Annotated in this window: 20 protein-coding genes; 13 read left to right on the forward strand and 7 right to left on the reverse strand. The window is 69.6% G+C overall.

Translation table 11 applies throughout. The annotated features are described in order from the left end of the window. Window positions 1-45: 45 nt before the first annotated feature. Entirely contained in the window at window positions 46-1,539 is a 1,494-nt protein-coding gene (locus AB0H50_RS29865) for an NAD(P)/FAD-dependent oxidoreductase (protein ID WP_357459078.1), read from the reverse strand. 674 nt (window positions 1,540-2,213) lie between these two features. Between AB0H50_RS29865 and AB0H50_RS29870 the strand changes: the two genes are divergently transcribed. The 10 genes from AB0H50_RS29870 to AB0H50_RS29915 all read left to right on the forward strand — a co-directional run bounded on the left by AB0H50_RS29870 (window position 2,214) and on the right by AB0H50_RS29915 (window position 13,104). Further along, complete coding sequence (locus AB0H50_RS29870; RefSeq protein ID WP_357459081.1) at window positions 2,214-3,263, forward strand: 3-oxoacyl-[acyl-carrier-protein] synthase III C-terminal domain-containing protein; 1,050 nt, start codon at window positions 2,214-2,216, stop codon at window positions 3,261-3,263. Window positions 3,264-3,273: 10 nt separating this feature from the next. Beyond that, the gene (locus tag AB0H50_RS29875; RefSeq protein ID WP_357459084.1) at window positions 3,274-4,188 is read left to right on the forward strand and encodes a hypothetical protein; all 915 of its coding nucleotides are present in this window, start codon (window positions 3,274-3,276) and stop codon (window positions 4,186-4,188) included. Beyond that, window positions 4,185-5,864 (forward strand): fatty acid CoA ligase family protein, encoded by a 1,680-nt coding sequence (locus tag AB0H50_RS29880; RefSeq protein WP_357459086.1) that lies wholly within the window; start codon window positions 4,185-4,187, stop codon window positions 5,862-5,864. The genes AB0H50_RS29875 and AB0H50_RS29880 overlap by 4 nt, the downstream gene beginning before the upstream one ends. After that, window positions 5,861-6,190: a hypothetical protein gene (locus AB0H50_RS29885; protein WP_357459087.1), complete on the forward strand. Its 330-nt coding sequence runs from the start codon at window positions 5,861-5,863 to the stop codon at window positions 6,188-6,190. The genes AB0H50_RS29880 and AB0H50_RS29885 overlap by 4 nt, the downstream gene beginning before the upstream one ends. Next, on the forward strand, window positions 6,187-7,230 hold the full coding sequence (locus tag AB0H50_RS29890) for an NAD-dependent epimerase/dehydratase family protein (RefSeq protein WP_357459089.1): 1,044 nt from the start codon (window positions 6,187-6,189) through the stop codon (window positions 7,228-7,230). The genes AB0H50_RS29885 and AB0H50_RS29890 overlap by 4 nt, the downstream gene beginning before the upstream one ends. A 19-nt stretch (window positions 7,231-7,249) precedes the next feature. Next, window positions 7,250-8,443 (forward strand): peptide synthetase, encoded by a 1,194-nt coding sequence (locus tag AB0H50_RS29895; protein ID WP_357459091.1) that lies wholly within the window; start codon window positions 7,250-7,252, stop codon window positions 8,441-8,443. A 97-nt stretch (window positions 8,444-8,540) separates the two neighbouring features. Next, a complete protein-coding gene (locus AB0H50_RS29900) occupies window positions 8,541-10,667 on the forward strand; it encodes an MMPL family transporter (protein WP_357459093.1) in 2,127 nt (708 codons plus the stop codon). A 151-nt stretch (window positions 10,668-10,818) separates the two neighbouring features. Next, window positions 10,819-11,706, forward strand: coding sequence for a universal stress protein (locus AB0H50_RS29905; protein WP_357459096.1), 888 nt, complete (start codon window positions 10,819-10,821; stop codon window positions 11,704-11,706). Between the two features lie 138 nt (window positions 11,707-11,844). Then, window positions 11,845-12,234 (forward strand): hypothetical protein, encoded by a 390-nt coding sequence (locus AB0H50_RS29910; protein ID WP_357459099.1) that lies wholly within the window; start codon window positions 11,845-11,847, stop codon window positions 12,232-12,234. A gap of 276 nt (window positions 12,235-12,510) precedes the next feature. Next, entirely contained in the window at window positions 12,511-13,104 is a 594-nt protein-coding gene (locus AB0H50_RS29915) for a TetR family transcriptional regulator (protein ID WP_357459102.1), read from the forward strand. A 13-nt stretch (window positions 13,105-13,117) separates the two neighbouring features. On the opposite strand, the gene AB0H50_RS29920 is transcribed toward AB0H50_RS29915, so the two are convergent. Continuing rightward, a complete protein-coding gene (locus AB0H50_RS29920) occupies window positions 13,118-13,759 on the reverse strand; it encodes an NAD(P)H-binding protein (RefSeq protein WP_357459104.1) in 642 nt (213 codons plus the stop codon). Window positions 13,760-13,883: 124 nt separating this feature from the next. Here AB0H50_RS29920 and AB0H50_RS29925 point away from each other — a divergent pair, with 124 nt between their 5' ends. Further along, entirely contained in the window at window positions 13,884-14,378 is a 495-nt protein-coding gene (locus tag AB0H50_RS29925) for a MarR family transcriptional regulator (protein ID WP_357459107.1), read from the forward strand. Between the two features lie 283 nt (window positions 14,379-14,661). On the opposite strand, the gene msrA is transcribed toward AB0H50_RS29925, so the two are convergent. After that, on the reverse strand, window positions 14,662-15,171 hold the full coding sequence (gene msrA / locus AB0H50_RS29930; protein ID WP_357459110.1) for a peptide-methionine (S)-S-oxide reductase MsrA: 510 nt from the start codon (window positions 15,169-15,171) through the stop codon (window positions 14,662-14,664). 259 nt (window positions 15,172-15,430) lie between these two features. Continuing rightward, a complete protein-coding gene (locus AB0H50_RS29935; RefSeq protein WP_357459112.1) occupies window positions 15,431-16,135 on the reverse strand; it encodes a hypothetical protein in 705 nt (234 codons plus the stop codon). Window positions 16,136-16,309: 174 nt separating this feature from the next. On the opposite strand from AB0H50_RS29935, the gene AB0H50_RS29940 reads away from it, so the two are divergent. Both AB0H50_RS29940 and AB0H50_RS29945 read left to right on the forward strand, forming a co-directional pair. Beyond that, the gene (locus AB0H50_RS29940) at window positions 16,310-16,462 is read left to right on the forward strand and encodes a hypothetical protein (protein WP_357459114.1); all 153 of its coding nucleotides are present in this window, start codon (window positions 16,310-16,312) and stop codon (window positions 16,460-16,462) included. Window positions 16,463-16,574: 112 nt separating this feature from the next. After that, a complete protein-coding gene (locus AB0H50_RS29945; RefSeq protein ID WP_357459117.1) occupies window positions 16,575-17,531 on the forward strand; it encodes an alpha/beta hydrolase in 957 nt (318 codons plus the stop codon). A 20-nt stretch (window positions 17,532-17,551) separates the two neighbouring features. Here the strand turns inward: AB0H50_RS29945 and meaB are convergent, their stop codons facing one another. The 3 genes from meaB to AB0H50_RS29960 are packed head-to-tail and all read right to left on the reverse strand — an operon-like array spanning window position 17,552 to window position 22,751. Continuing rightward, window positions 17,552-18,601, reverse strand: coding sequence for a methylmalonyl Co-A mutase-associated GTPase MeaB (gene meaB / locus AB0H50_RS29950; RefSeq protein WP_357459118.1), 1,050 nt, complete (start codon window positions 18,599-18,601; stop codon window positions 17,552-17,554). Continuing rightward, a complete protein-coding gene (gene scpA / locus AB0H50_RS29955; RefSeq protein WP_357459121.1) occupies window positions 18,598-20,862 on the reverse strand; it encodes a methylmalonyl-CoA mutase in 2,265 nt (754 codons plus the stop codon). The genes meaB and scpA overlap by 4 nt, the downstream gene beginning before the upstream one ends. Then, a complete protein-coding gene (locus AB0H50_RS29960; protein WP_357459123.1) occupies window positions 20,862-22,751 on the reverse strand; it encodes a methylmalonyl-CoA mutase family protein in 1,890 nt (629 codons plus the stop codon). The genes scpA and AB0H50_RS29960 overlap by 1 nt, the downstream gene beginning before the upstream one ends. Window positions 22,752-22,763 lie beyond the last annotated feature (12 nt).

A 22,763-nucleotide genomic window follows, 5' to 3' on the forward strand; every position in this document is an offset into this window, starting at 1 on the left:
TCCGTCCTTGGACTGCGCACGGCCGGAGCGAAGGCGGAGGTACGCCTACTCCCCGGCCGGCACCGGATCCAGCCGCTCAGCGCGATCGAATCGCATGGCGCCGTCGGTGATCGCGCCGTGGCGAAACGTGAACAGATCGCGTACGTAGTTCATGTGCAGGGCCCAGGGCGCGCGGTCGCCCTGCATGGGGAACAGGGTGGCGGCGCGCAGCACGTAGCCGGGCATGAAGTTGGTGAACAGCGGCGCCTTGCCGACCGAGGGGTCGCGCACCGGCATGCAGCGGGCGTAGCCGCGCGCGTCCATGTGCCGCAGCAGGCGCACCACGTATTCGCTGACCAGGTCCGCCTTGAGCGTCCACGAGGCGTTCGTGTAGCCGATCACGAAGGCGAAGTTCGGCACACCGGAGAGCATCATCGCCTTGTAGGCGAGGTGATCGGCCATATCGACCGGCTTCCCGTCCACCACGAGTTCCATGCCGCCGAAGGCGAGCAGGTTCAAACCCGTTGCGGTGACGACGATGTCGGCATCGAGGTGACCGCCGGAGGCCAGCGCGAGACCGCGCTCGGTGAAGGTCTCGACGCGATCGGTGACGATGTCGAGCTCGCCCTTGCGGATGGCGCGGAAGAAGTCGCCGTTCGGCGCGAGGCACAGCCGCTGATCCCACGGGTTGTACTTCGGCGTGAAGTGGGTGTCGATGTCGTAGCCCGGCGGCAGCCAGCGCTGCTGCCACCCGCGGATGCGCGCCCGCATGCGTTCCGGGTAGCGCTGGCTCAGCTGATAGATCGCGGTCGTGATGGCCACGTTCTTCGCGCGCGCGACCGCGTAGGCGGCCTTGGCGGGCAACCACTTTCGCGCCCGGTGGGCCAGGTCGTCGCGTTCCGGCGCGGAGATGATGTAGCTGGGTGAGCGCTGCAACATGGTGACGTGCGCGCCCTGCGCGGTCAGCGCGGGCCCGAGCGTGACGGCGGTGGCGCCGCTGCCGACGAGCACCACGTGCTTGCCCGCGACGTCCAGTTCGTCCGGCCAGTGCTGCGGGTGGATGATCGGGCCGGCGAAGCGCTCGGTGCCCGCGAAGTCCGGCGTATAGCCCTCGTCGTACCGGTAGTAGCCCGAGCAGCACCACAGGAAATCGGTGGTCAGCGTGACCACGTCGCCCGTGTCGGTCCGTTCGGCGCGCACCGTCCACCGATTGTCCGAAGAGGACCATTCGGCGCGCACCACGCGGTGGTTGTAGCGGATGCGTTCGTCGATCCCGTTCTCCCTCGCGGTGTCGCGCAGGTAATCGAGGATCGTGTGACCGTCGGCGATCGCCTTCTCTCCGAGCCAGGGGCGGAAGCGGTAGCCGAGCGTGTACATGTCCGAGTCCGAGCGAATTCCGGGGTAGCGGAACAGATCCCAGGTGCCGCCGAGGGCGGCGCGGCTCTCCAGCACGGCGAAACTGCGTCCGGGAAAGGCCTGCCGCATGTGGTACGCCGCGCCGATGCCGGACAATCCGGCACCGACGATGAGCACGTCGACGTGCTCGGTCTCGGTCGTCATCACACAGCTCCTCCGGTCTCCTGCGGACGGGTGCGGCGCCGCATCCGCGATACCCGAAGCCTAATCGCGCCGTCGGCGCGGCCCGTCGACGGCCCGTTGCGGAGCCGGAGCAAAAGCGCAGGTATGCCCAGTGCCTGGTTCGATGTCCCCTTGGCCGTCCACCCGGACCGGAGGCGACCGCGCGCGGGCCCGAAATCGGCGGCGAACCGGTTCGGCTCGGCCGCAACGACATTGCCGAGAATGCGGGTCCGGCAACTACCTGACGATACCGACCGGTTCGCAAGCCACCGCCGCCGAGTGAGGTCACTCACAGCAGGGTCGGCGGTACCAGATCGTACAACCGCTCAGCTATTTCGAACCTCTGTTAGCCAATTGTTCGCTCTCACAACGCGGCCGGACCGCGCCGCCGAGCGTCCGCGCCGCGCGGCAAGCTCGCAAAACTGGTGTCAGGACGGTGAAGTGCCCCCTACCGGCCACCATAGCGAGCGGCCATAGCCGAGGGGTATCCAGTTAGTGACACCGCACGAGACAGACACTCCCCCGCGCTCACTGTCTCAGAAGGATGGTCGATTTCGGACCGTACCCATTTCTAGTTACTGTCCGGTAGTGTTCCGACGCACCGACGATCAGAGAAGATCCGGAACCGTATCTGTCAACGATTTCCAGGAGCTCACGTGTCGCATTCTCGCTTCGAATCCATCGGCGCATATCTGCCCTCGAATATCGTCACCACCGAGGACTTGATCGCGCGGCTCAAGGTGCCGCCGTCGTTCGATCTCGAGCGAATCACAGGAATCAAGGAACGCCGGGTGCACGATACGCGTCCGGAAAGTTACGAGGATTCCTTCGCGCTCGCCATCAAGGCCGCCGAGGACTGTCTGTCCAGGTCACGGTACTCTGCCGCCGATCTCGACGTGATCATCTCCAGCTCGATCACGCGCAGCAAGCACGGCACCAGGATGTACATGGAGCCTGCTTTCGCCTCGTCGATCGCCAAACACGTCGGCGCTCGCAAGGCGATCACTTTCGATATCTCGAATGCGTGTGCCGGAATGCTCTCCGGCACCTATATCCTCGATCGGATGATCCGCGCCGGCATCGTCCGAAACGGCATGGTGGTCAGCGGCGAAGCAATTACGCCGATCTCCGAAACCGCGGTGAACGAGATTTCCGAGAAATACGATCTGCAGTTCGCGTCGCTCTCGGTGGGCGACTCGGGATGCGCGATCGTGCTGGACGAGGCGGTCGACGACGCCGACAAGATCCACTACATCGAGATGATGACGGCCTCGGAGCACTCACACCTGTGCCTCGGCATGCCGAGCGGCCGGACCCCGGGTGTCGCGCTCTACACCGACAACCGCAAGATGCACAACGAGGCCCGGTTCATGCTCTGGCCGAACACCCAGGGCAGCTACCTGGACGCCCAGGGCAAGACCTTCGCCGACGAGCAGTTCGACTACATCATCCACCACCAGTTCGGCGCCGCGGCGGTTCCCTATGCCAACGCGATCGCCGCGCGCGAGTTCGGCTCGCCGATGCCGCCGGACCTCAACGTCATCCACAAGTACGGAAACACCTCCACCACTTCGCATTTCATCGTGCTGCACGATCAGCTCAGCGATCAGAACATCCCGGCGGGATCGAAACTGCTGATGATCCCTGCCGCTTCCGGCGTCGTGACCGGCTTCCTGTCCGCCACCATCTCCTCCCTGAAGGTCTGAGGTAATCGACATGGGCGTACGTATCAAGTCCACCGGAGTCAGCCGGGCAGGCGACACCCACAGCATCGTCGTGCACAGCGGTCGCGCCGCGCGGCGCGCGATGGACCGTGCAGGCATCGGGCCCGAGCAGGTCGGCGTGCTGATCAACGCGGGCGTGCACCGCGATTCGAACACCGTGGAACCCGCGGTGTCCGCGCTGATCCAGAAGGCGGCGGGCATCGGCCTCGAGTACGAGAAGGACGATCCGACCTCGTTCTCGTTCGACCTGATGAACGGCGCGGTCGGGGTGCTCAACGCGGTGCAGGTGGCCACCGCGATCCTGGAGACCGGCAGCTCCGAGCACGTGCTGATCGTCTCCGGCGACACCCACCCGTCGCTGACCCGCGCGGTCGCCGACGACGAATTCCCGTACGCCACAGCGGGTGCCGCATTGTTGCTGGAGCGCACCGACGAGCCCGAGGGCTTCGGCCGCGTGCACAACGCGACCGCCGAGGGCACGCCTGCCATCGAGGCCTACGTCGACACCGCCACCATGGGTACCGTCGGCCGCGGCCTGATGACCATCGAGCGCGAAGCAGGCTTCGAGGACCGTCTCCTCGAGGTCGCGCTGGAGACCGCCCGCGCGGCGCTGGCCGAGGCCGACGACGTCGACCTGGCCGCCACGGTGCTCATCGCCTCCACGCCCAGCGGGGAATTCCCGCTGCGGCTGGCGGACGCGCTCGGCATCGCGCGGGATTCGGTGCGCACCCCGGACCTGTCCGACGGTGACCCGCACACCGCCGCGCTGCCGCTGGCCTACGACCGTGCCGTGGCGCAGGATTCGTTCGGCTCGCACACGCGGGTGCTGTTCGTCGCGGCGGGCGCGGGCCCGTCGGCGGCGGCGGTGCTGTACCGGCTGCCTGCCCTCGTCGGGGCGCCCGCGTGACCGCAGGGACTTACTGGCAGGCCATCGACCGGTTCCGTGCGTTCGCGCGCACGGAGCCGGACCGCCAAGCGGTGATCTACCCCGAGGGGCAGAATCCCGATGGCCTGCCGGCCTACCGGCACCTCACCTATCGCGAACTCGACGAATGGTCGGACGCGATCGCCGAACGGCTCACCGCCTCCGGCGTCGGGACCGGCACCCGCACCATCGTGCTGGTGCTGCCGAGTCCCGAGCTCTACGCAATCCTGTTCGCGCTGTTGAAGATCGGCGCCGCGCCCGTGGTCATCGACCCGGGCATGGGCGTGCGCAAGATGCTGCGCTGCCTGCGCGCAGTGGACGCCGAGGCGTTCATCGGCATCCCGCAGGCGCACGCTTTGCGCGTCCTGTTTCCCCGGAGCTTCCGCGGCGTGCGCACCGCGGTCACCGTCGGCAAGCAGTGGTTCTGGCGCGGTGAGCGGTTGCAGGACTGGGCTCGCCGCCCGCAGCGGCCCGCGCCGCAACGCGCACCCGCCGACCTCGACAGTCTGCTGATCATCGCCTTCACCACCGGAAGCACCGGTCCGGCCAAGGCGGTGCAGCTCACCCACGGCAATCTCGCCGCGATGGTGGAGCAGGTCGACACCGCGCGCGGACACGTCCCACCGGACACCTCGCTGATCACGCTGCCGCTGGTCGGCGTGCTGGATCTGCTGCTCGGCGCACGTTGCGTGCTGCCGCCGCTGATTCCCAGCAAGGTCGGCTCGACGGACCCGGCGCACGTGGTCGACGCCATCGGCAAATTCGGTGTGCGGACCATGTTCGCCTCGCCCGCGGTGCTCATCCCGCTGCTGCGCCACCTGGAGCAACACAAGACGGCTCTGCCGACCCTCGCCAGCATCTACTCCGGCGGCGCGCCGGTGCCGGACTGGTGCATCGCCGGGCTGCGCGAGGTGCTGAACGAGGACGTGCAGATCTTCGCGGGCTACGGCTCCACCGAGGCGCTGCCCATGTCCACCATCGAATCCAGGGAACTGCTGGGCGGTTTGGTGACCAGAGCGCACCAGGGCGATGGCACCTGTATCGGGCAACCGTCGGACCGGGTCGAGGCACGCCTGGTGGCCATCACCGACGCGCCGATCCCGACTTGGGCGCGCGCCGAGGAGCTGGCGGGCGAGCTGGAGAAGACCAGGGGCGTCGGCGAACTCGTCGTCTCGGGCCCGAACGTGAGCACCAGGTACTACTGGCCCGACGAGGCCAACCACCAGGGCAAGATCGTCGACGGCGACCGGATCTGGCACCGTACCGGCGATTTGGCCTGGATCGACGAACAAGGCCGAATCTGGTTCTGCGGGCGCAAGAGTCAGCGGGTGGTCACCGCGGACGGACCGATGTTCACCGTGCAGCTCGAACAGATCTTCAACACGGTGCCCGGCGTGGCGCGCACGGCGCTGGTCGGCGTCGGCCCGAAGGGCGCGCAGCGGCCCGTGCTGTGCGTCGAGCTGAAGCCGGGCATGGATCGCACCGCCGTCGAAATGAAGCTGCGCACCCGCGCCACCGAATACGAGCTCACCAAGCGGATCACCGATGTGCTGGTACACCCCAAGTTCCCGGTGGACATCCGGCACAACGCCAAGATCGGGCGCGAACAGCTCGCGGTGTGGGCAGGCAAGCAGCTGAAGGCCGAGGCGCGGCGATGAAAACGACCGCGCTGCGGGCGATTCCGATCCTCGGCTGGCTCTACCTCGCGGCCGGCTTGGCCGCGGCGCTCGCCGAACGGGCGCCGCGCAACCGATGGCTGCGGGCCGTGTGGTGGATCGACGCGTTTCTCAGCGTGGTGGTGCACGCGGCCCAGATCCCGGTCGCGCTGCGCGCCACACGTGGTGCGGGCCATTCCCCGCTGAAGACCGCGGTGCTCACCCAAATCTTCGGCCTGACCTGGTACGGGGATCGGCTCGGCTCCGGCAGGGCCGACGCGACCGGCGACGGCACACCACCCACCGATCATCGAGAGGGGCAGCGATGAAGATTCTCGTTACCGGGGCCTCCGGCTTCCTCGGCGGCGCGCTCGTGCGCAGGCTGGTGGCCGACGGCGCGCACGACGTGCGAATCCTGGTGCGGCGCACCAGCAATCTGAAGGACCTCGGGGACGCGCGCGAGCGGGTCGAGATCGTCTACGGCGACCTCACCGACGCTCCGTCGCTGGTGGAGGCGACCGGCGGGATCGACGCGGTCGTGCACAGCGCCGCGCGCGTCGACGAACGCGGCACCCGCGAGCAGTTCTGGGAAGAGAACGTCCGCGCCACCCAGCGGCTGCTCGACGCGGCCAAGCGGGGCGGCGCGTCGCGGTTCGTGTTCATCTCCAGCCCCAGCGCGATGATGGACTACCACGGCGGCGACCTGCTCGACGTCGACGAGTCGCTCCCCTACCCGCGCCGCTACCTGAACCTCTACGCCGAGACGAAGGCCGCCGCCGAGCGCGCCGTACTCGCCGCGAACGCACCGGGTTTCGCCACCTGCGCACTGCGGCCGAGGGCGATCTGGGGCGCGGGCGACCGATCGGGGCCGATCGTGCGGCTGCTCGACCGCGTCGCCGAGGGCCGCCTGCCGGATCTGTCGTACGGGCGCGACGTGTACGCCTCGCTGTGCCACGTCGACAACATCGTCGAGGCGACGATCATGGCACTCGCCTCCGAATCCGTCGGCGGCAAACCGTATTTCATCGCCGACGCCGAGCAGACGAACGTGTGGCAGTTCCTCGGGCAGGTGGCCGCGAAGCTGGGCTACCAGCCGCCGACGCGGCAGCCGAACCGGCGGGTGCTCGACGCGGTGGTGGCCGTGATCGAGACGGTCTGGCGGATTCCGGCGGTGGCCACCCGCTGGTCGCCGCCGCTGTCGCGCTACGCGGTGGCGCTGATGACCCGCTCGGCGACCTACGACACCGGCGCGGCGAGCCGCGATTTCGGCTACCGGCCGATCGTGGATCGGGAGGCCGGGCTGGCGAGCTTCCTCGCCTGGCTCGACACCCAGGGGGGCGTCCGCGAACTCACCAGGCATCTGCGCTGACCCCGACCCGGAGGCAATCATGAGCAGCGACACCACCTTTCGCCGTCCCATCACCCCGACCGAGCGTCTGTACTTCGCCGCGCGGGAGCTGGCCCCGCCGTTCCTGATGCAGGTGGCGGTGCACGGCCATGGCGCGCTCGATCCCGCCGAACTCCAGCGCGCGGTCGACGTCGCCTCGGCGGCCATCCCCGGCTCCCGGCTCGTCCGGGACGGAGCCGACTGGGTGGACACCGGCATCGCGGCCACCGTGCGGGTCGTCGACGGCCACACGTTGACCTATCCCGAGCTGGAGAACGACCCCGTCCTCAACAGCCCGATCGGCCCGACGCCGGACCGCACCTGCGAAATCCTGCTGCTCACCGCCGATCCGGTGACCATCGTCTTCCGCGCCTTCCACGGCGTGATGGACGGCATGGGCATGCGCATGTGGGTGGACGACGTGTTCCGCGCGCTGCGCGGCGTCGAACCGCTCGGCGCGCCCGACCCGATCGCCGACGCCCAACTGGTCGAACGCATCGGCGCGCCCGGCAAACCCACGGTGCTGCTGCCGACCTTCCAGTCGGCGGCCGGTCGCGGCAAGCAGGATCCGGCCGCATCGCGCTGGCTGCTGCGGCACCGCACGATCGAGGGGACCGGCAAGGGCATCCTCGCGCGGGTCGCCGCCGTGCTCGCCGAGGCCGGGCAGGCCAAGTCCCGCATCATGGTTCCGGTCGACCTGCGCAGGCACGACCACACGCTGCGGTCCACCGCCAACCTCGCGCTGCCGCTGTTCCTCGACATCGCTCCCGGCGACGACTGGAAATCCGTGAACGACCAGTTGCGCGCGGGCCTGAAAGAGAACCGTGAGCTCAACCAGATGGACAACGGCGGGCTGACGGCGTTCCCGGCCGCGGTGGTGCGCGGGGCGATGCGCGCGGGCAACTGGGTCGGCGCGCGCCTGGGCCGGAATCTGGTCTCCGCCGCGGTGACTCACGTGGGTGTCTTCGATCTGGACGGGATGGCGGTACCCGGCTACACCCCGACGTCCATCCGGGTGCTGCCCCAGCACAGCGGGATGATGCCGCTGCTGTTCGCCATCGTGCAATCGGGCGGGCGGCTGGAGATCACGGTGTCCTGCCGCAACGGCGCGGGGGTCGAGCAGCGGCTGGAGGCGCTGCTGGATCGCCTGGTGACCACCTTGGAACGCGAACTCGCGGCCTCGCCGGCGCACTGACGCCGGACAACTACGGCACAACCACTGCGGCACAGGAGTTTCCGATGAGCGAAACCTATCCGTACTTTCCGGGGGACGACCATCGGGCAGGTCGGCGATGATCGCGTGGGCCCGGATCGTTATGGCGCGACCGCGCACGGTGCTCGGTGTCGCGGTGGTTGTGATGGGGTTGTGCGGCCTGTTCGGCGCGGGCGCCGCCGAGCGGCTCAGCGCGGGCGGCGTCATCGACCCGAACAGCGAATCCGCACTGGTCGACCGGCTCGTCACCGAGCACTTCGGCCCGCAGAATCCCGACGTGGTGGCGATCTACACGGCCCCGGAGGGCCAGACACTCGAGGACATCGGGCCGCGGGTGCGCGCGGCGATCGCCGCCATCGATCCCGCGCTGCTGGCGCGGCCGGTCGAAAGCTATTGGAACAGCGTCCCGCCGCGCACGAACTTCCTGCGCTCCCCTGACCGGCGCCACGCGCTCGCGGTGGTGTTCACCGCGGGTGACGAGACCGAGCGCATCGCCGCCTATCCGAAACTCGAAGCGGCGCTACATGTTCCCGGCATCGACACCGAGCTGTCCGGCTACAGCGCGCTGTCCACCGAGATCACCGCCCAGTCGCAGCGGGATCTGCTGGTGGCGGAGTCGATCTCGCTGCCGGTGACCCTGCTGGTGCTGGTGCTGGTGTTCGGCGGCGTCGCGGCGGCCTCGCTGCCGGTGGTTGTCGGCATGCTCGCGGTCGCGGGCGCGATGGGCGCCATCCGGCTGCTCAGCGAGATCACCGAGGTGAGCACCTTCGCGGTCAACATCGCCTCGCTGCTCGGCTTGGGCATGGCGATCGACTATGGACTGTTCCTGGTCAACCGATTTCGCGAGGAGATCGCCGACGGGCACGACGTGCCGAAGGCGATCGAACGCACCTGCGCGACCGCGGGCCGCACCGTCGCCTTCTCCGCGCTGCTGCTGATCTGCGCGTTCGCCGGTACCTTCGTCTTCCCGCAGGCGGTGTTGCGCTCCTTGGGTTTCGGCGCCATCGCCGCCGTCGGGTTGGCCGCCGCGCTGTCGCTGACCGTGCTGCCCGCGATGCTCGCGCTGTTCGGGCCGCGCATCGGGCGCGCCAAGGCGAACGAGCGCACCGAACGGTTCTGGGGCCGTATGGTCGGCGCCGTGCTGCGCAGGCCGGGCACGGTCACCATCGCGGTGGGCGCGGTGCTGCTCGCGCTGGCCGCGCCGCTCGGCGGAATCCGGCTCGGCGACATCGACCACCGGGCGCTGCCCGAGGGTAACGCGATGCGCGCGACCGTCGACCGGCTCACCGCCGACTTCCCCGCCGCGAGTAGCGGTGTCACCGCGGTGCTGCGCGGCGTGGACGGCTCGGTGCCCAATGCGGCCGCGGTCGACGAGACGTGGCGCGCACTCGGTTCCGTGTCCGGCGTCCGCTCGGTGCTGCAAGTCGGGCGGGCCGACGATTTCGTGGTGTTGCACGTCTTCCTGAACGCCACCGATCGCAGCGACGCCGCGACGGCCGCGGTGCGCGACATCCGCGCACTGGAGCCACCGCCGGATACCGTGATTCGGGTCGGCGGCGACACCGCGGCCACCCGGGACAGCGTCGATTCCATCGTCGCGCGAATGCCGCTGATGGCGCTGGCCATGGTGCTCGCCACCGTCGGCCTGCTGCTGGCCGCCTTCCGCTCGATCGTGTTGCCGCTCAAGGCGGTAGCGATGGCCTTCCTCAGCCTCGCGGCGACGTTCGGCGTGCTCACCTGGATCTTCGCCGACGGACACCTGGCGGGCCTGCTCGGCGTCAGCGTCGGGCCGATCGCCGCGGGCATGATGGTGCTGATCATCGCGGTGGTCTTCGGCCTCTCCACCGACTACGAGGTGTTCCTGCTCTCGCGCATGGTCGAGGCGCACAACGCGGGCGCGGACACCGCCGAGGCGGTGCGCGTCGGCACCGTGAAGACGGCGCGCGTCATCACGGCGGCCGCCGTCCTGCTCGTCCTGGTCACCGGCGCGTTCACGCTCTCGCCGCTGACGCCGATGCGGTTCCTCGGCATCGGCATGATCGTCGCCCTTGTCATCGACGCGACCCTGGTGCGGATGCTGCTCGTGCCCGCCCTGGTACAGCTCATGGGCCGCGCCAACTGGTGGATGCCGGGGGCGAAACGTCCCAGACGGCACGTGGCAACCGTGCTGGAAAAGGCTGAGGCCCCCGCGGCCACCTCCTCCTGAGCGAAGCTCGGCAATCGGCGGGCGTCGTCGTCGGCGCGCCCTCCGACACCGGAAGACCGGCGATCACCGGGGGTATCGTCACGGGAGGTGGCCGAGTCCACCGGAACTTTCTCGAGGTCAGCGAGCGCGTGGCACACGAGAGGAGACGGTCATGGCGGTGAATCCGGCGGTCCTGGTGGGCGTGGACGGTTCCGCGGGTTCGGCGGCGGCGGTGGTCTGGGCGGCGCAGACTGCCGCGCGGCATCGGGCGCCACTGCACTTGCTGCACATCGTGGACGTGGTGGCCGACTACGGTCCCGGCGCCACGGAGCCGCTCACCAGCGCCGACTACGCGCGGCTCACCGATCACGGTCGCAGGCTGCTCGACGCGGCGACCCGGCAGGCCGAGAAAGCGGCGGCGGAATTCGGGGGCGTCGAGGTCACCACGGAGCTCGCGCAGGCGGTGACCACCCCGAGCCTGCTCGATCACACCGCGGGCGCACGGATGATCGTGGTGGGGACCAGGGAGCGCGGCAGCCTGCGCCGGGCCCTGCTCGGTTCGGTCAGCTCGGCATTGGCGCGGCGCGCGCACTGTCCCGTCGCGGTCGTGCGGGAAGGCATCGACCTGTCGCCGGAGGTGCGTTCGCGGCCGGTGATCGTCGGCGTGGACGGCACCGAGGTGAGCGAGCCCGCGGTCGGCATCGCGCTGGCCGAGGCGGCGGTGCGCGGGGTGGACGTCGTCGCACTGCACGCCTGGACCGGCGTCGAACTGCCCGAGCGCTACGGATTCGAGCCGGGCTCGATCGCCACCGAGATGGACTACGTGCTCGCCGAGAGCCTGGCGGGCTGGCAGGAGCGCTTCCCTGGCGTCCGCATCCACCGGGAGGTCGTCAAGGACCGGCCGGCACGCCTGCTGCGCGAACGTTCCGAGCGGGCGCAGCTGCTGGTGGTCGGCAGCCGGGGGCGCAGCGGATTCAGCAGCATGGTGCTCGGCTCGACCAGCCAATCCCTGGTTCTCTCCGCGAACTGCCCGATCGTCATCGCCCGCGACACCCACTGACGAGCCGAGCGGCTCGGCTCCGCCGCCCCGCGTGCACAGGAACCGACGGCGCGCTGGGTGAATTCGTGTTTCGATGGAACCGGTTCCGGGGCCAGCGCGTCTGATACATCGACGGAACCAGTGGAAGGGGCGACCGCCATGGCCGTGACGAACCCGTTCGGGGCATTCATCGAGGATGCGAAAGCCGGTGCGCTACAGGTGCGCCTGGAACCCCAGGTGTTTCTGGACCTGGACCGCGCGTGCCAGGAGCTGATCGCCGCGCTGTCGGCCGCGCAGCACGACGCGCGGGCGATCGGCGGCCTCGGCCACTGGGGGCTCGGCGAGGAAGATCCCCGCTTGTGGTCGGCGATCGAATTGGTGAAGCTGTTCCGGGAGAAGGCTTTCGGCGGACCCAACAACGCCTACGACACGCTCGCCGAGTACATCGCGGTCGCCACCGAGATCCAGGCCCTGTTCGGCGCCATCCGCGCGGCTTTCGAGCGCACCGACGCGGAATTCGCCGCGCGCATCAGGGAGATCACCGGGTGAGAACCCGGCGGACCATTTGCCTGTCGTAGAATTCCGTCCGCCGAAAATCCTGATATGTCCCGGCTGCACAGATCGTCGATCGTGCGATCGGAAGCGCCGATCCGACGCTGAAGGGCTGATCGGCGGATTGCCAACGACATATCTTCCAGGCCGGACGGTCGACGTCGGGGATGCGTTCCTTCGCGGCGGCGTTCGATCGCACGTGTCAGCGGTTACCGCGACGACCCATGCGCACATATTCGATCGGTCGGTCGCAATAGGAGAGGATTACGAAACATGGCGCGTACCAAGGAGTTCGACCCGGACGTCGTGCTCGACCTCGCCATGGATCTGTTCTGGCAGCGCGGGTTCGAAGCGACCTCGATGGCCGATCTGGTCGAGCATCTCGGCATAGCCAAGGCCAGCATCTACGCCGCCTTCGGCTGCAAACACGAACTGTTCACCAAGGCGCTGCAACGCTATCTGCAACTCGCCGACGAACAGATCACCGCCGCACTCTCGCAACCGGGCCCTGCCCTGCCCGCCATCCGAGCGCTCATCGATCACTTCGTCACCGAAGCCTGCGTCGAGCACCGCTACCTGGGCTGCCTGGTGTCCAATACCGCCGTCGAACTCGCCGCCCGGGACCCCGATATCGCCGTGCTGGTCGAATCCGGCTGGGCGAGCTGGGAAGCCACGTTCACCTCAGCCTTCACGCGCGCCGAGACGCAGGGCGAACTGGCCGCCGACCGCGATCCCCGTGCGCTGGCCCGCTTCCTGCTGGTTTTCCTCCAAGGCGTCTGGGTTTTCGAACGCACCCCCTACGGCGCCGCACGACTGCACGACGCCGCGGAAATGACAGCGGCGTTCCTGTGTGATTCACCCCGCTGAGCCACGCGGGTTCTCACACCGCCGCGACGGTGAACCTGACGCCGCGGTGCGCCGGACGCTCCGCCTCGTCCAGCAGCGCGACCGCGAAGTCCTCCAGGGAGATCCGGGAGACGCCGTCCTGATCGCTGAGCAGTTCGTCACCGCCGACGCGGTAGGCGCCGGTGCGCTCGCCGGGCACCAGTTCCGCGGGCGGGCTCAGGTAGGTCCAGTCGGCGGCGGCATCGGCGCGGCACACGGCCAGCTGGTCGGCGCAGGCCCGGGCGATGGCCCGCAACTCCGCCGGGAAGTCCGGCATCTCGTGCAAGGTCGCGCCCTCGGCGCCGGGGACGATCAGTGTCGCCGCGCCGCCGACCACCAGGAGCCGAACTCCGGCGCGGGCCGCTCCCGAGAGCAGCGCCGCGGTCATCCCCGACAGCTCGCCTTCCCTGCCGACGGCGGGGCGGGTCGCCGTGATCACCAGATCCTGCCCCGCACCGAGCGTTTCGATATCCTGCGCCTTCGCGGCGTCACCCGTGCGCACCGCGACGCCGACCGGCAGGCCCGCCGCCCTTTCGAGGTCGCGCACCACCGCCGTCACCTCGTGTCCGCGCGCGAGTGCCTCGGCCACGACCCGGCGACCCACCTCTCCCGCCGCTCCGAACACCGTGATTCGCATCGTGAGAACCTCCTCGCTCCGTTATCTCTTAGCGCTAAATAACTTACCTCAACACTAAACTATTCCGGGCGAGCTGCCCCTCGAGGACGCGCCGAGTCCGGCGGCGCTCCTCTAAGCTGCCGACGTGACCGATCACGTCGACCGCGTCCTGGCCCAGTGGCAGGACCAGCGCCCCGACCTGGATGTCTCGCCGATGGCAGTTCTCGGGCGGCTGAGCCGTCTTTCGCTGCTGGTCGGCGTGGAATTACGCAAGACGTTCGCCGCGCACGGGCTCGACGCCGCCTCGTTCGACGTCCTGGCCACGCTGCGCCGCAACGACCCGCCGCACCGGCTGACCCCCACCGAGCTGACCCGCTCGGCGATGGTCACCTCAGGCGCCGTCACCCAGCGCCTCGACCGGCTGGAGGAACGCGGACTGGTGACGCGCTCCCCCGACGATCGAGACGGACGCGGCGTTCAGGTGACCCTCACCGAGGCGGGCCGGGAACTCATCGACACGGCGCTCCCCGACCACGTGTCGACCGAACACCGCCTCCTGGAACCACTTTCGGCGACGCAACGGCAGCGCCTCGCCGCCACCCTGCGGATCCTCCTCGAATCCCTCGGTGACACCGTCTGATGGGCCAGGCAGCGCGAAACACCTTTCCCGGACAACTCACCACGAGGCAAGCCCCGGAGTCGCTGTTCTGGGCTCGGCCGACCGCTCGCTGTATCGAGGAGGTGCTGCACCCACCCGATCCATGACGCCAACTACGGCTTCGATACCCACCATTCGAACAATCGACACCCGCCCCGGCTCGCCGGTCGCGAATGCGACCAACGGCGACCGGAAACGGGGCGGGCTCGGTCCGGCTGACAGACCGACCGCGCTTCGCGGCAACGGTCGGTCTTCGGCGAAACTCTTACGCGGTCTGCCGCTTCGGCAGTTTCCACCCGGGCCGCGGGAAGTGGCAGGTGTATCCGTCCGGGTAGCGCTCCAGGTAATCCTGGTGCTCCGGCTCGGCCTCCCAGAAGTCGCTCGCGGGGGTCACCTCGGTGACGACCTTGCCCGGCCACAACCCCGAGTCGTCGACATCGACGATGGTCTCCAGCGCGGTCCGCCGCTGATCCTCGTCCAGGTAGAAGATGGCCGAGCGGTAGCTGGTGCCGATGTCGTTGCCCTGCCGATCCTTCGTGGTCGGATCGTGGATCTGGAAGAAGAACTCCAGCAGCGCGCGGTAGTCCGTCTCCGCCGGGTCGTACACGATCTCCACGGCCTCCGCGTGCCCCGGATGATTCCGGTACGTGGGGTGATCGTTGCGCCCACCGGTGTACCCGACCCGCGTGGACAGCACCCCCGGCTGCTTACGAATCAAGTCCTGCATGCCCCAGAAGCATCCGCCGGCCAGAATCGCCTTCCGCGTGTCGGTCACGCGTCCTCCTTCGCGAGCTGATGTAGTTCCCGACAACCATTATCGGCCCCACGTTCAACCGCAGACCCGGCGCGAAAAGTCCCGACCTCGTCGTCGGCCCCGCACGGCAGGACGCGGCTGACGGCGTCTCGCTCGTCGCCGCCGACGCGAGCGTTACCAACTGTCCATGGTCCGATGCCCGAGTCGCCAGACCCGGCACACCCCGCCGTCGCTGACGGCGGGGTCCCGCCCGGCTTTCGCTACGAACGGGCGGGAGCGATCAGGCGATCTGCGAACCCACCGCGCCGCCGACGAGGCCGCCGACCGCGGCGGCGGGAATGCCGAGGGCGGCCGCACCGACGGCTGCACCGATCGCGGCGCCCGCCACCGTCCCCGCGCCACCGACGCCGAATCCGACGCCCGCACCGATCAGGCCGCCGCCGACGCCGCCGACGAACGCGGCGGGCACACCCGCGACGGCCGCGCCGATCAGCGCGCCCCCGGCGATGTTGCCCGCTCGATGCGAGTCGATGCCGATGCCTTGCGACGCCGCCGCCACCTGGGCTTCGAAATCGGCGATACCGTGATTCACCCCGGCCAGCAGGTCGCCGGGCACTTCCTGGGGAACCGGGGCGCTGAAGTCACCGACGCGCAAAGTGTGCGGCGCGGCCTCGGGCAGCAGCTGCGGCTCCGGCTGAACCTCCGGCTCGACCGGCGCGCTCTGCGGAACCGGCTGCGGTTCCGGGGTCGCGGGTTCGACGTACTGGAGTCCGGGGTCCGGCTGCGGTTCCGGCACCTGGACGGGCTCCGACGGGCCCGGCTCGGACGGCCGGATCGGCTCGGTGGTGACGCCGGGCTGGCGGGGCGTCTCCGGGGTCACCACGGGCACCGGCTGCTCGGGCTGAGTGATGCCGGGCGTCGCCGGCGTGCCGACCGGGTCCGCGGTCGCCGTGCCCGCGCAGACCACGGCTAACACGATCGGCACCGCACCCACCATGGGCCGGACGGCATTACGTGCCCCGGAGTTGGTTACCCGACGATGCCGACCTGCCACGGCGAACTCCCACTGCGTAGGTGAAACACATTCGGAGAACAGGACATCGATCGCTGCCGCGACGAACCCTCTTCCCGGCCAGTAAGTTACAGCACAACCGCCCCGGTGGACACATCGTGGAAGGCGAGCGCCGATCCGGCACAGCGCCGCAGGGCGAAAGCTCAGCTCACCGCCGTCTCGGTGGCGGTCGCCACGGTGATGCGCGGGCGGCAGACCCTCGATCGCCGCGCCGGAGCCGCCGTGCCCGACCTCACCTAGGTGGTGATCCGCTCCACCCCTGGGGGACGGACCTCAGCACTCGGGGGCCTGCTACCGGCGGCCGATATGGCGGACAGTAGGACAAGCCACCATCAGCGAACCGGAGCACACCATGTCGAACGTCAACAGCATCGCCACCTCGGCGCGACGACGTGTCACGGTCCGGACCGAGGACGGTGTGGAACTCGCCGTTCGCGAATACGGCCCGCGCGACGCGGACCTCACCATCGTGCTGTTGCACGGGCACTGCCTGCACACCGAGTCCTGGACCTACGTCCGAGACGCGCTGTTGCGGCACTACGAGTGCGCCCGGGTCGTCTGCTACGACCATCGCGGCCACGGCGACTCGGCCGCGGCGTCGCGCCGGACCTACACCATCGAGCAGCTCGGCGACGACCTGCGCGACGTGCTCGACACGGTCGCACCCACCGGACCGGTCGTCCTCGCCGGCCACTCGATGGGCGGCATGGCCGCGCTGACCTACGCGGCGCGGAATCCGCACCAGATCGGCACGCGCATCGTCGGCGTAGCGCTGATCGCGACCGCCGCGGCCGGGATCGCCGATGCCGGTTTCGGCCGCCTGCTGCGCAATCCGGCCCTCTCCCTGTTCCAGACCGCGGTCCGTCGCGCTCCCGGCGTGATGCATCACGCGAAGCTCGTGGCGAGCAAGGTCTTCGCGCCGCTCATCCGCACCGCCGAATTCGGCGATCGCAAGGTCAGCCCGGCCGTTCTCGCCCTCGCGGGCGCGATGCACAACCAGACGTCGATCGTGACGATGGCGAGCTTCCTGAGCGCCTTCGCCGCCTTCGACCGGACCGAGGCGCTCGCCGTGCTGTCGAGGATCCCCACCTTGGTGCTGTGCGGGTCGGCCGACCTGATAACACCGCCGTCCCACTCCGTCGCGATGGCCGCGGCCGTGGAGTACTCGGATCTGGTGCTGCTGGACGGCGCAGGCCACTCCGTGATCCTCGAACAACCCCGGCGGGTCGCCGAGGCCATCGGCCGCCTGCTCACCCGCGCGGGCGGCACGTGCTGGAGCGCGAGCCCGCAGCTCGAACTGATCGCGTGATCGGCCGTCGGGCGGACGAGCTACTCGCGCGGGGTGTCGAAGGCGTCGAGGAGCTCCTCGGCGGCGAGCGCCGCGGTCAACGTGCCCTCGCGCACCTGCTTTTCCACCTGTCCGCGAATCGCTTTCACGTTCGGGTTGTCGGCGAGCCTGCGCAGCAGCTGGTCGTGCACCATCGTCCAGGTCCAGTCGACCTGCTGGCGGCGGCGCTTCTCGTCGAACTCACCCGCGTCGGTGAGCACCCTGCGGTGCTGGAGCACCGTGTCCCAGAACTTGTCCAGGCCGATGCCCTGCAGACCGCTCATGGTGAGCACCGGCGGACGCCACAGCGCGTCGTGCGGGTGGATGAGGCGCAGCGCACCGGCCAGCTCGCGCGCGGCCGCCTTGGCCTCCACCTCGTGCTTGCCGTCGGCCTTGTTCACCGCCACCAGATCGGCGAGCTCGAGCACGCCTTTCTTGATGCCCTGCAACTGATCTCCGGTGCGAGCCAGCGTCAGGAAGCAGAACACGTCGACCATGTTCGCGACCGTCACCTCGGACTGGCCGACCCCGACGGTCTCCACCAGGATCACGTCGTAGCCCGCCGCCTCCAGCAGCACGATGGTCTCGCGGGTCGCCTTGGCAACGCCGCCCAGCGTGCCCGCCGTCGGCGAGGGGCGGATATAGGCGTTGCGCTCCACCGAGAGTCGCGCCATCCGCGTCTTGTCGCCGAGGATGGAGCCGCCGGTGCGGGTAGAGGACGGGTCGACGGCGAGCACCGCCACCCGATGCCCCTTGCCGATCAGGTCCATGCCGAGCGCGTCGATGAACGTCGACTTGCCGACACCGGGCACACCGGTGATGCCCACCCGATTCGAGAGGACCGCGCTCGCGGAACCCTGCGCCTCGGGCGTCAGCTTCAGCAGCAGCTGCTGCGCCAGGGCTCGATGATCGGCCCTGGTCGACTCGACCAGGGTGATGGCCCGCGCCAGGGCGGCCCGCTCGTTGTTGCGGACCGCCGTGGCGAGTGCGTCGACGTCGATGGTGCGGCGCGCCGCTCCCTCACGGGCTGGAGCGGAGTCTGCTTCAGTCATTCGGCCGCGCCGCTGCCGATCTCGTGACCCAGCTCGGCCGCGAGCTTCTTCAGCAGATCGATCGCCGCGTCGGCGATGACGGTGCCGGGCGGGAAGATCGCGGCGGCGCCCGCCTGGTAGAGCTCGTCGAAGTCACCGGGCGGGATGACGCCGCCGACGATGACCATGATGTCGGGTCGCCCGACATCGGCCAGCGCCTGCCGCAGGGCGGGCACCAGCGTGAGGTGGCCTGCCGCCAGCGAGGACACACCGACGACGTGCACGTCGTTGTCGGCCGCCTGCTGCGCCACCTCTTCCGGGGTCTGGAACAGCGGGCCCACGTCGACGTCGAAGCCGAGGTCGGCGAAGGCCGTGGCGATCACCTTCTGTCCTCGGTCGTGCCCGTCCTGACCCATCTTGGCGACGAGGATGCGCGGCCGTCGTCCTTCGGCCTCGGCGAATTCCTCGACGAGCTCGCTCGCCGTGGTGATGTTGGTGACCTTCCCTGCCTCGTCGCGGTAAACGCCGGAGAGCGTGCGGATCTCGGCCTGATGGCGGCCGTACACCTTCTCCAGCGCGTCGGAGATCTCACCGACGGTGGCCTTGGCGCGCGCCGCGTCGATGGCCAGCGCGAGCAAGTTGTTCGCCATGCCGCCTTCCGAAGAGGCTGCGGCGCGGGTCAATTCGTTCAGCGCCCGCTCGACGGCCTCCGGGTCGCGGTCGGCGCGCAGCTGCCGCAGCTTCTCGATCTGCTCGGCGCGCACCCGCGAGTTCTCGACCTTGAGGACCTCGACCTCGTGGTCCTCCTCCACCTGGTACTTGTTGACGCCGATCACCGGTTGCTGGCCGGTGTCGATCCGCGCCTGGGTCCGCGCGGCGGCCTCCTCGATGCGCAGCTTCGGGATGCCCTCCGAAATCGCCTGCGCCATGCCACCGTGCGCCTCCACCTCGGCGATGTGCGCGCGGGCCCGGTTGGCCAGCTGGTGGGTCAGCCATTCGACGTAGTAGGAGCCGCCCCACGGGTCGATCGGCCGGGTGGTGTTGGACTCCTGCTGGATCAGCAGCTGGGTGTTGCGCGCGATGCGGGCGGAGAAGTCCGTGGGCAGCGCCAGCGCCTCGTCGAGCGCGTTGGTGTGCAGCGACTGGGTGTGGCCCTGGGTCGCGGCCATCGCCTCGATGCAGGTGCGCGCCACGTTGTTGTAGGCGTCCTGCGCGGTCAGCGACCAGCCCGAGGTCTGCGAATGGGTGCGCAGCGACAGCGATTTCGCGCTCTTCGGCTCGAACTTCGCGACCAGCTCGCTCCAGAGCAGCCGTCCCGCACGGAGTTTGGCGACCTCCATGAAGAAGTTCATGCCGATGGCCCAGAAGAACGACAGCCGCGGCGCGAACTTGTCGACCTCCATGCCCGCGTCGATGCCCGCGCGGATGTACTCCACGCCGTCGGCGAGGGTGTAGGCCAGCTCCAGGTCGGCCGTGGCTCCGGCCTCCTGGATGTGGTAGCCGGAGATGGAGATCGAGTTGAACTTCGGCATCTTCGCGCTGGTGTAGGCGAAGATGTCGGAGATGATCCGCATCGAGGGCTTGGGCGGGTAGATGTAGGTGTTGCGGACCATGAACTCCTTCAGAATGTCGTTCTGAATGGTTCCGGCCAGCTGTTCGGGCGCGACGCCCTGCTCCTCCGCCGCGACGACGTACAGCGCCAGGATCGGCAGCACCGCGCCGTTCATCGTCATCGACACACTCACCTGGTCCAGGGGAATGTGGTCGAAGAGCTGGCGCATGTCCAGGATGGAGTCGATGGCGACGCCCGCCATGCCGACATCGCCCTGCACGCGCGGGTGATCGGAGTCGTAACCGCGGTGCGTCGCGAGGTCGAACGCGACCGACAGGCCCTTCTGACCGGCCTGCAGGTTGCGGCGGTAGAACGCGTTGGAGTCGGCGGCGGTGGAGAACCCCGCGTACTGGCGGATGGTCCACGGCTGGTTGACGTACATGGTCGGGTACGGACCGCGCACGAACGGCGCGACACCCGGCACGCTGTCGAGCGGGTAGCCTTCCGCCGCGACGCCGTCCCGATCGGCCTTGGTGAACACCGGCGGCACATCGATGCCCTCCGGTGTCGACCACACCAATTGCTCGGAGGTGTAGTTGTTGGCCGCCGCCGCGCCCTGCACGTAGGCCTCGACCTGGGCGGCGTCCACCGCGGCAGGTTCGGGCGCGTGCTCGTCGAGCGGCACCTCGGCGAAATTGCCGATCACGTGCTTGATCTCACGCGTAGTCATCAGGCTCCCACCTTCTCCAGCAGGCCGGACAGCGCCGCCACCGCATCGATCTTCGCGGCGAGGAATCCGTCCGGGCGCTGCGTGCCGCTCAGCTCGGCGACGGCCTTCGCCGCGCCCGCCAGCAGCACCGTTGTCACACCCGCGGCGCGCAGCGCGTCGACCGCCGCACCCGCCTCCGCGCCGTAGCGCGCGTCCGAACCGCAGAGCACCGCGATCGATGCGCCGGCTTCCGTTGCCGCGGAGGCGATTCCGGCCACATCGAGGGGCCCCGGGTTGATCGACTCGATGCCGCCGGAGGCCAGCAGGTTCGCGATGAAGGTGACCCGCACATTGTGCTCGGCCACCGTGCCGAGCGGCACAAGCAGCGCCTTCGGCCGGTTTCCGTTGTCCGCCAGGTACACATCGGACCGGTCGCGCAGCGCTTCGAAGGCCGCACCGTAGCGGGCGACCCGGCCCGGCGTGCGGGCCGCCGCCGAGAGCGGCTGCTCGGCCAGGTTCGGGAATTCGTTGACACCGGTCACCGCGGTCTTGCGGTGCGCGACATCGGAATCGCGGGCGGCCCTGGTGGCGGCGACGCGTTCGGCGAGCAGACCGGAGTCCAGCGCGGCGAGGTAGCCGCCCGCGGCCTCCAGTTCCTGCATGAACGCCCAAGCCTTGGCGGCCAATTCGGCGGTCAGGTCCTCGACGTACCAGGAACCGGCGCCCGGATCCTGGACGTGGCCCAGGTGCGACTCCTCGAGCAGCAGCAGCTGGGTGTTGCGGGCCATGCGATCCGCGAACGACTTGGACACGCCCAATTCACCGGCGGGCAGCGCGGAGTCGAACGGCAGCACGGTGACGGTGTCCGCGCCGCCGACGCCGGCGCCGAAGGCGGCGAGCGTGGTGCGCAGCATGTTCACCCAGGGGTCGCGCTGGCTCATCATGGCCGCGGAGGTGACCGCGTGCTGCGGTGCGCCACCGAAGTCCGGCGCGCCGCAGGCGTGCGCGACGCGGGCCCAGAGCTTGCGCGCGGCACGGAATTTCGCGATCGTCGCGAACTGGTCGTCGGTGGCGGCGAACCGGAATTCCAGCTGGCCCAGCGCGTCCGCGATGTCCTGGCCCTCGGTCAGCGCGCGCAGGTACTCCAGGCCAGCGGCCACCGCCGCGCCCAGCTCCTGCGCGTCCGAAGCGCCCGCGTCGTGGAAGACGGTGCCGTCCACCGTGATCGCGCGCACCGTCTCCGAACGGGCGATGGACTGGGCGGCCAGCGCGACGGCCTCCGACAGCTCCGTGTCGGCGACGCCCGCGAAGCGGCTGGTGAGCGGCGCAGCGCCGAGAGAGAGCTGAATACCGGCGCGCTGCGGCGCCTGGTAGCCGTCGAACACCGCGAAAAGCGCTGCGGCGGCCGACGACACCTGCGCGCCTGCGTCGAGGGTCAGCGGCGCCAGCTCGAAGAGCAGGCCGTCCAGCGCCGCGGGTAGCTCGGCGAGAGGGACGCCCCGCTCGCCCACGCCGAGCCAGACCGCGCTGATGCCGTTCTCCAGTCCGGCCAGGATCTCCCGCTTGGCCGCGGCGCCGTCGCCCGGACCGACGAAGGCGCTGACGTACCAGCCGCGGTGCACGTCGCGGGTGGCGTCGCGGCCGCGCACGAAGGGGAAGGCGCCGGGCAGCGGCAGTTCGGGGCGCTCGTCGCGCCGGGTGTACAGCGGCGCGACGGTCAGCCCATCGTAGGTGGTCTGCGCGAGCAGCTGCTCCGGCTCGTCCGGCAACTCGGCGACCTCGACCCTGCGCGCCTTGGCGAGCACACCCGCGACACCCTTGCGCCAGGCGCCGTACTGGGGAACCGGATCCGCGCCCTCGGGCCGCCCCGCGAGCTCCGCGCCCGGAGACGGATCTGAAGCAATCGGCATAGCTGCTTTTCC

Origin of the sequence: Nocardia sp. NPDC050793, from assembly GCF_040654065.1 — a bacterium.
Taxonomy (GTDB): domain Bacteria; phylum Actinomycetota; class Actinomycetes; order Mycobacteriales; family Mycobacteriaceae; genus Nocardia.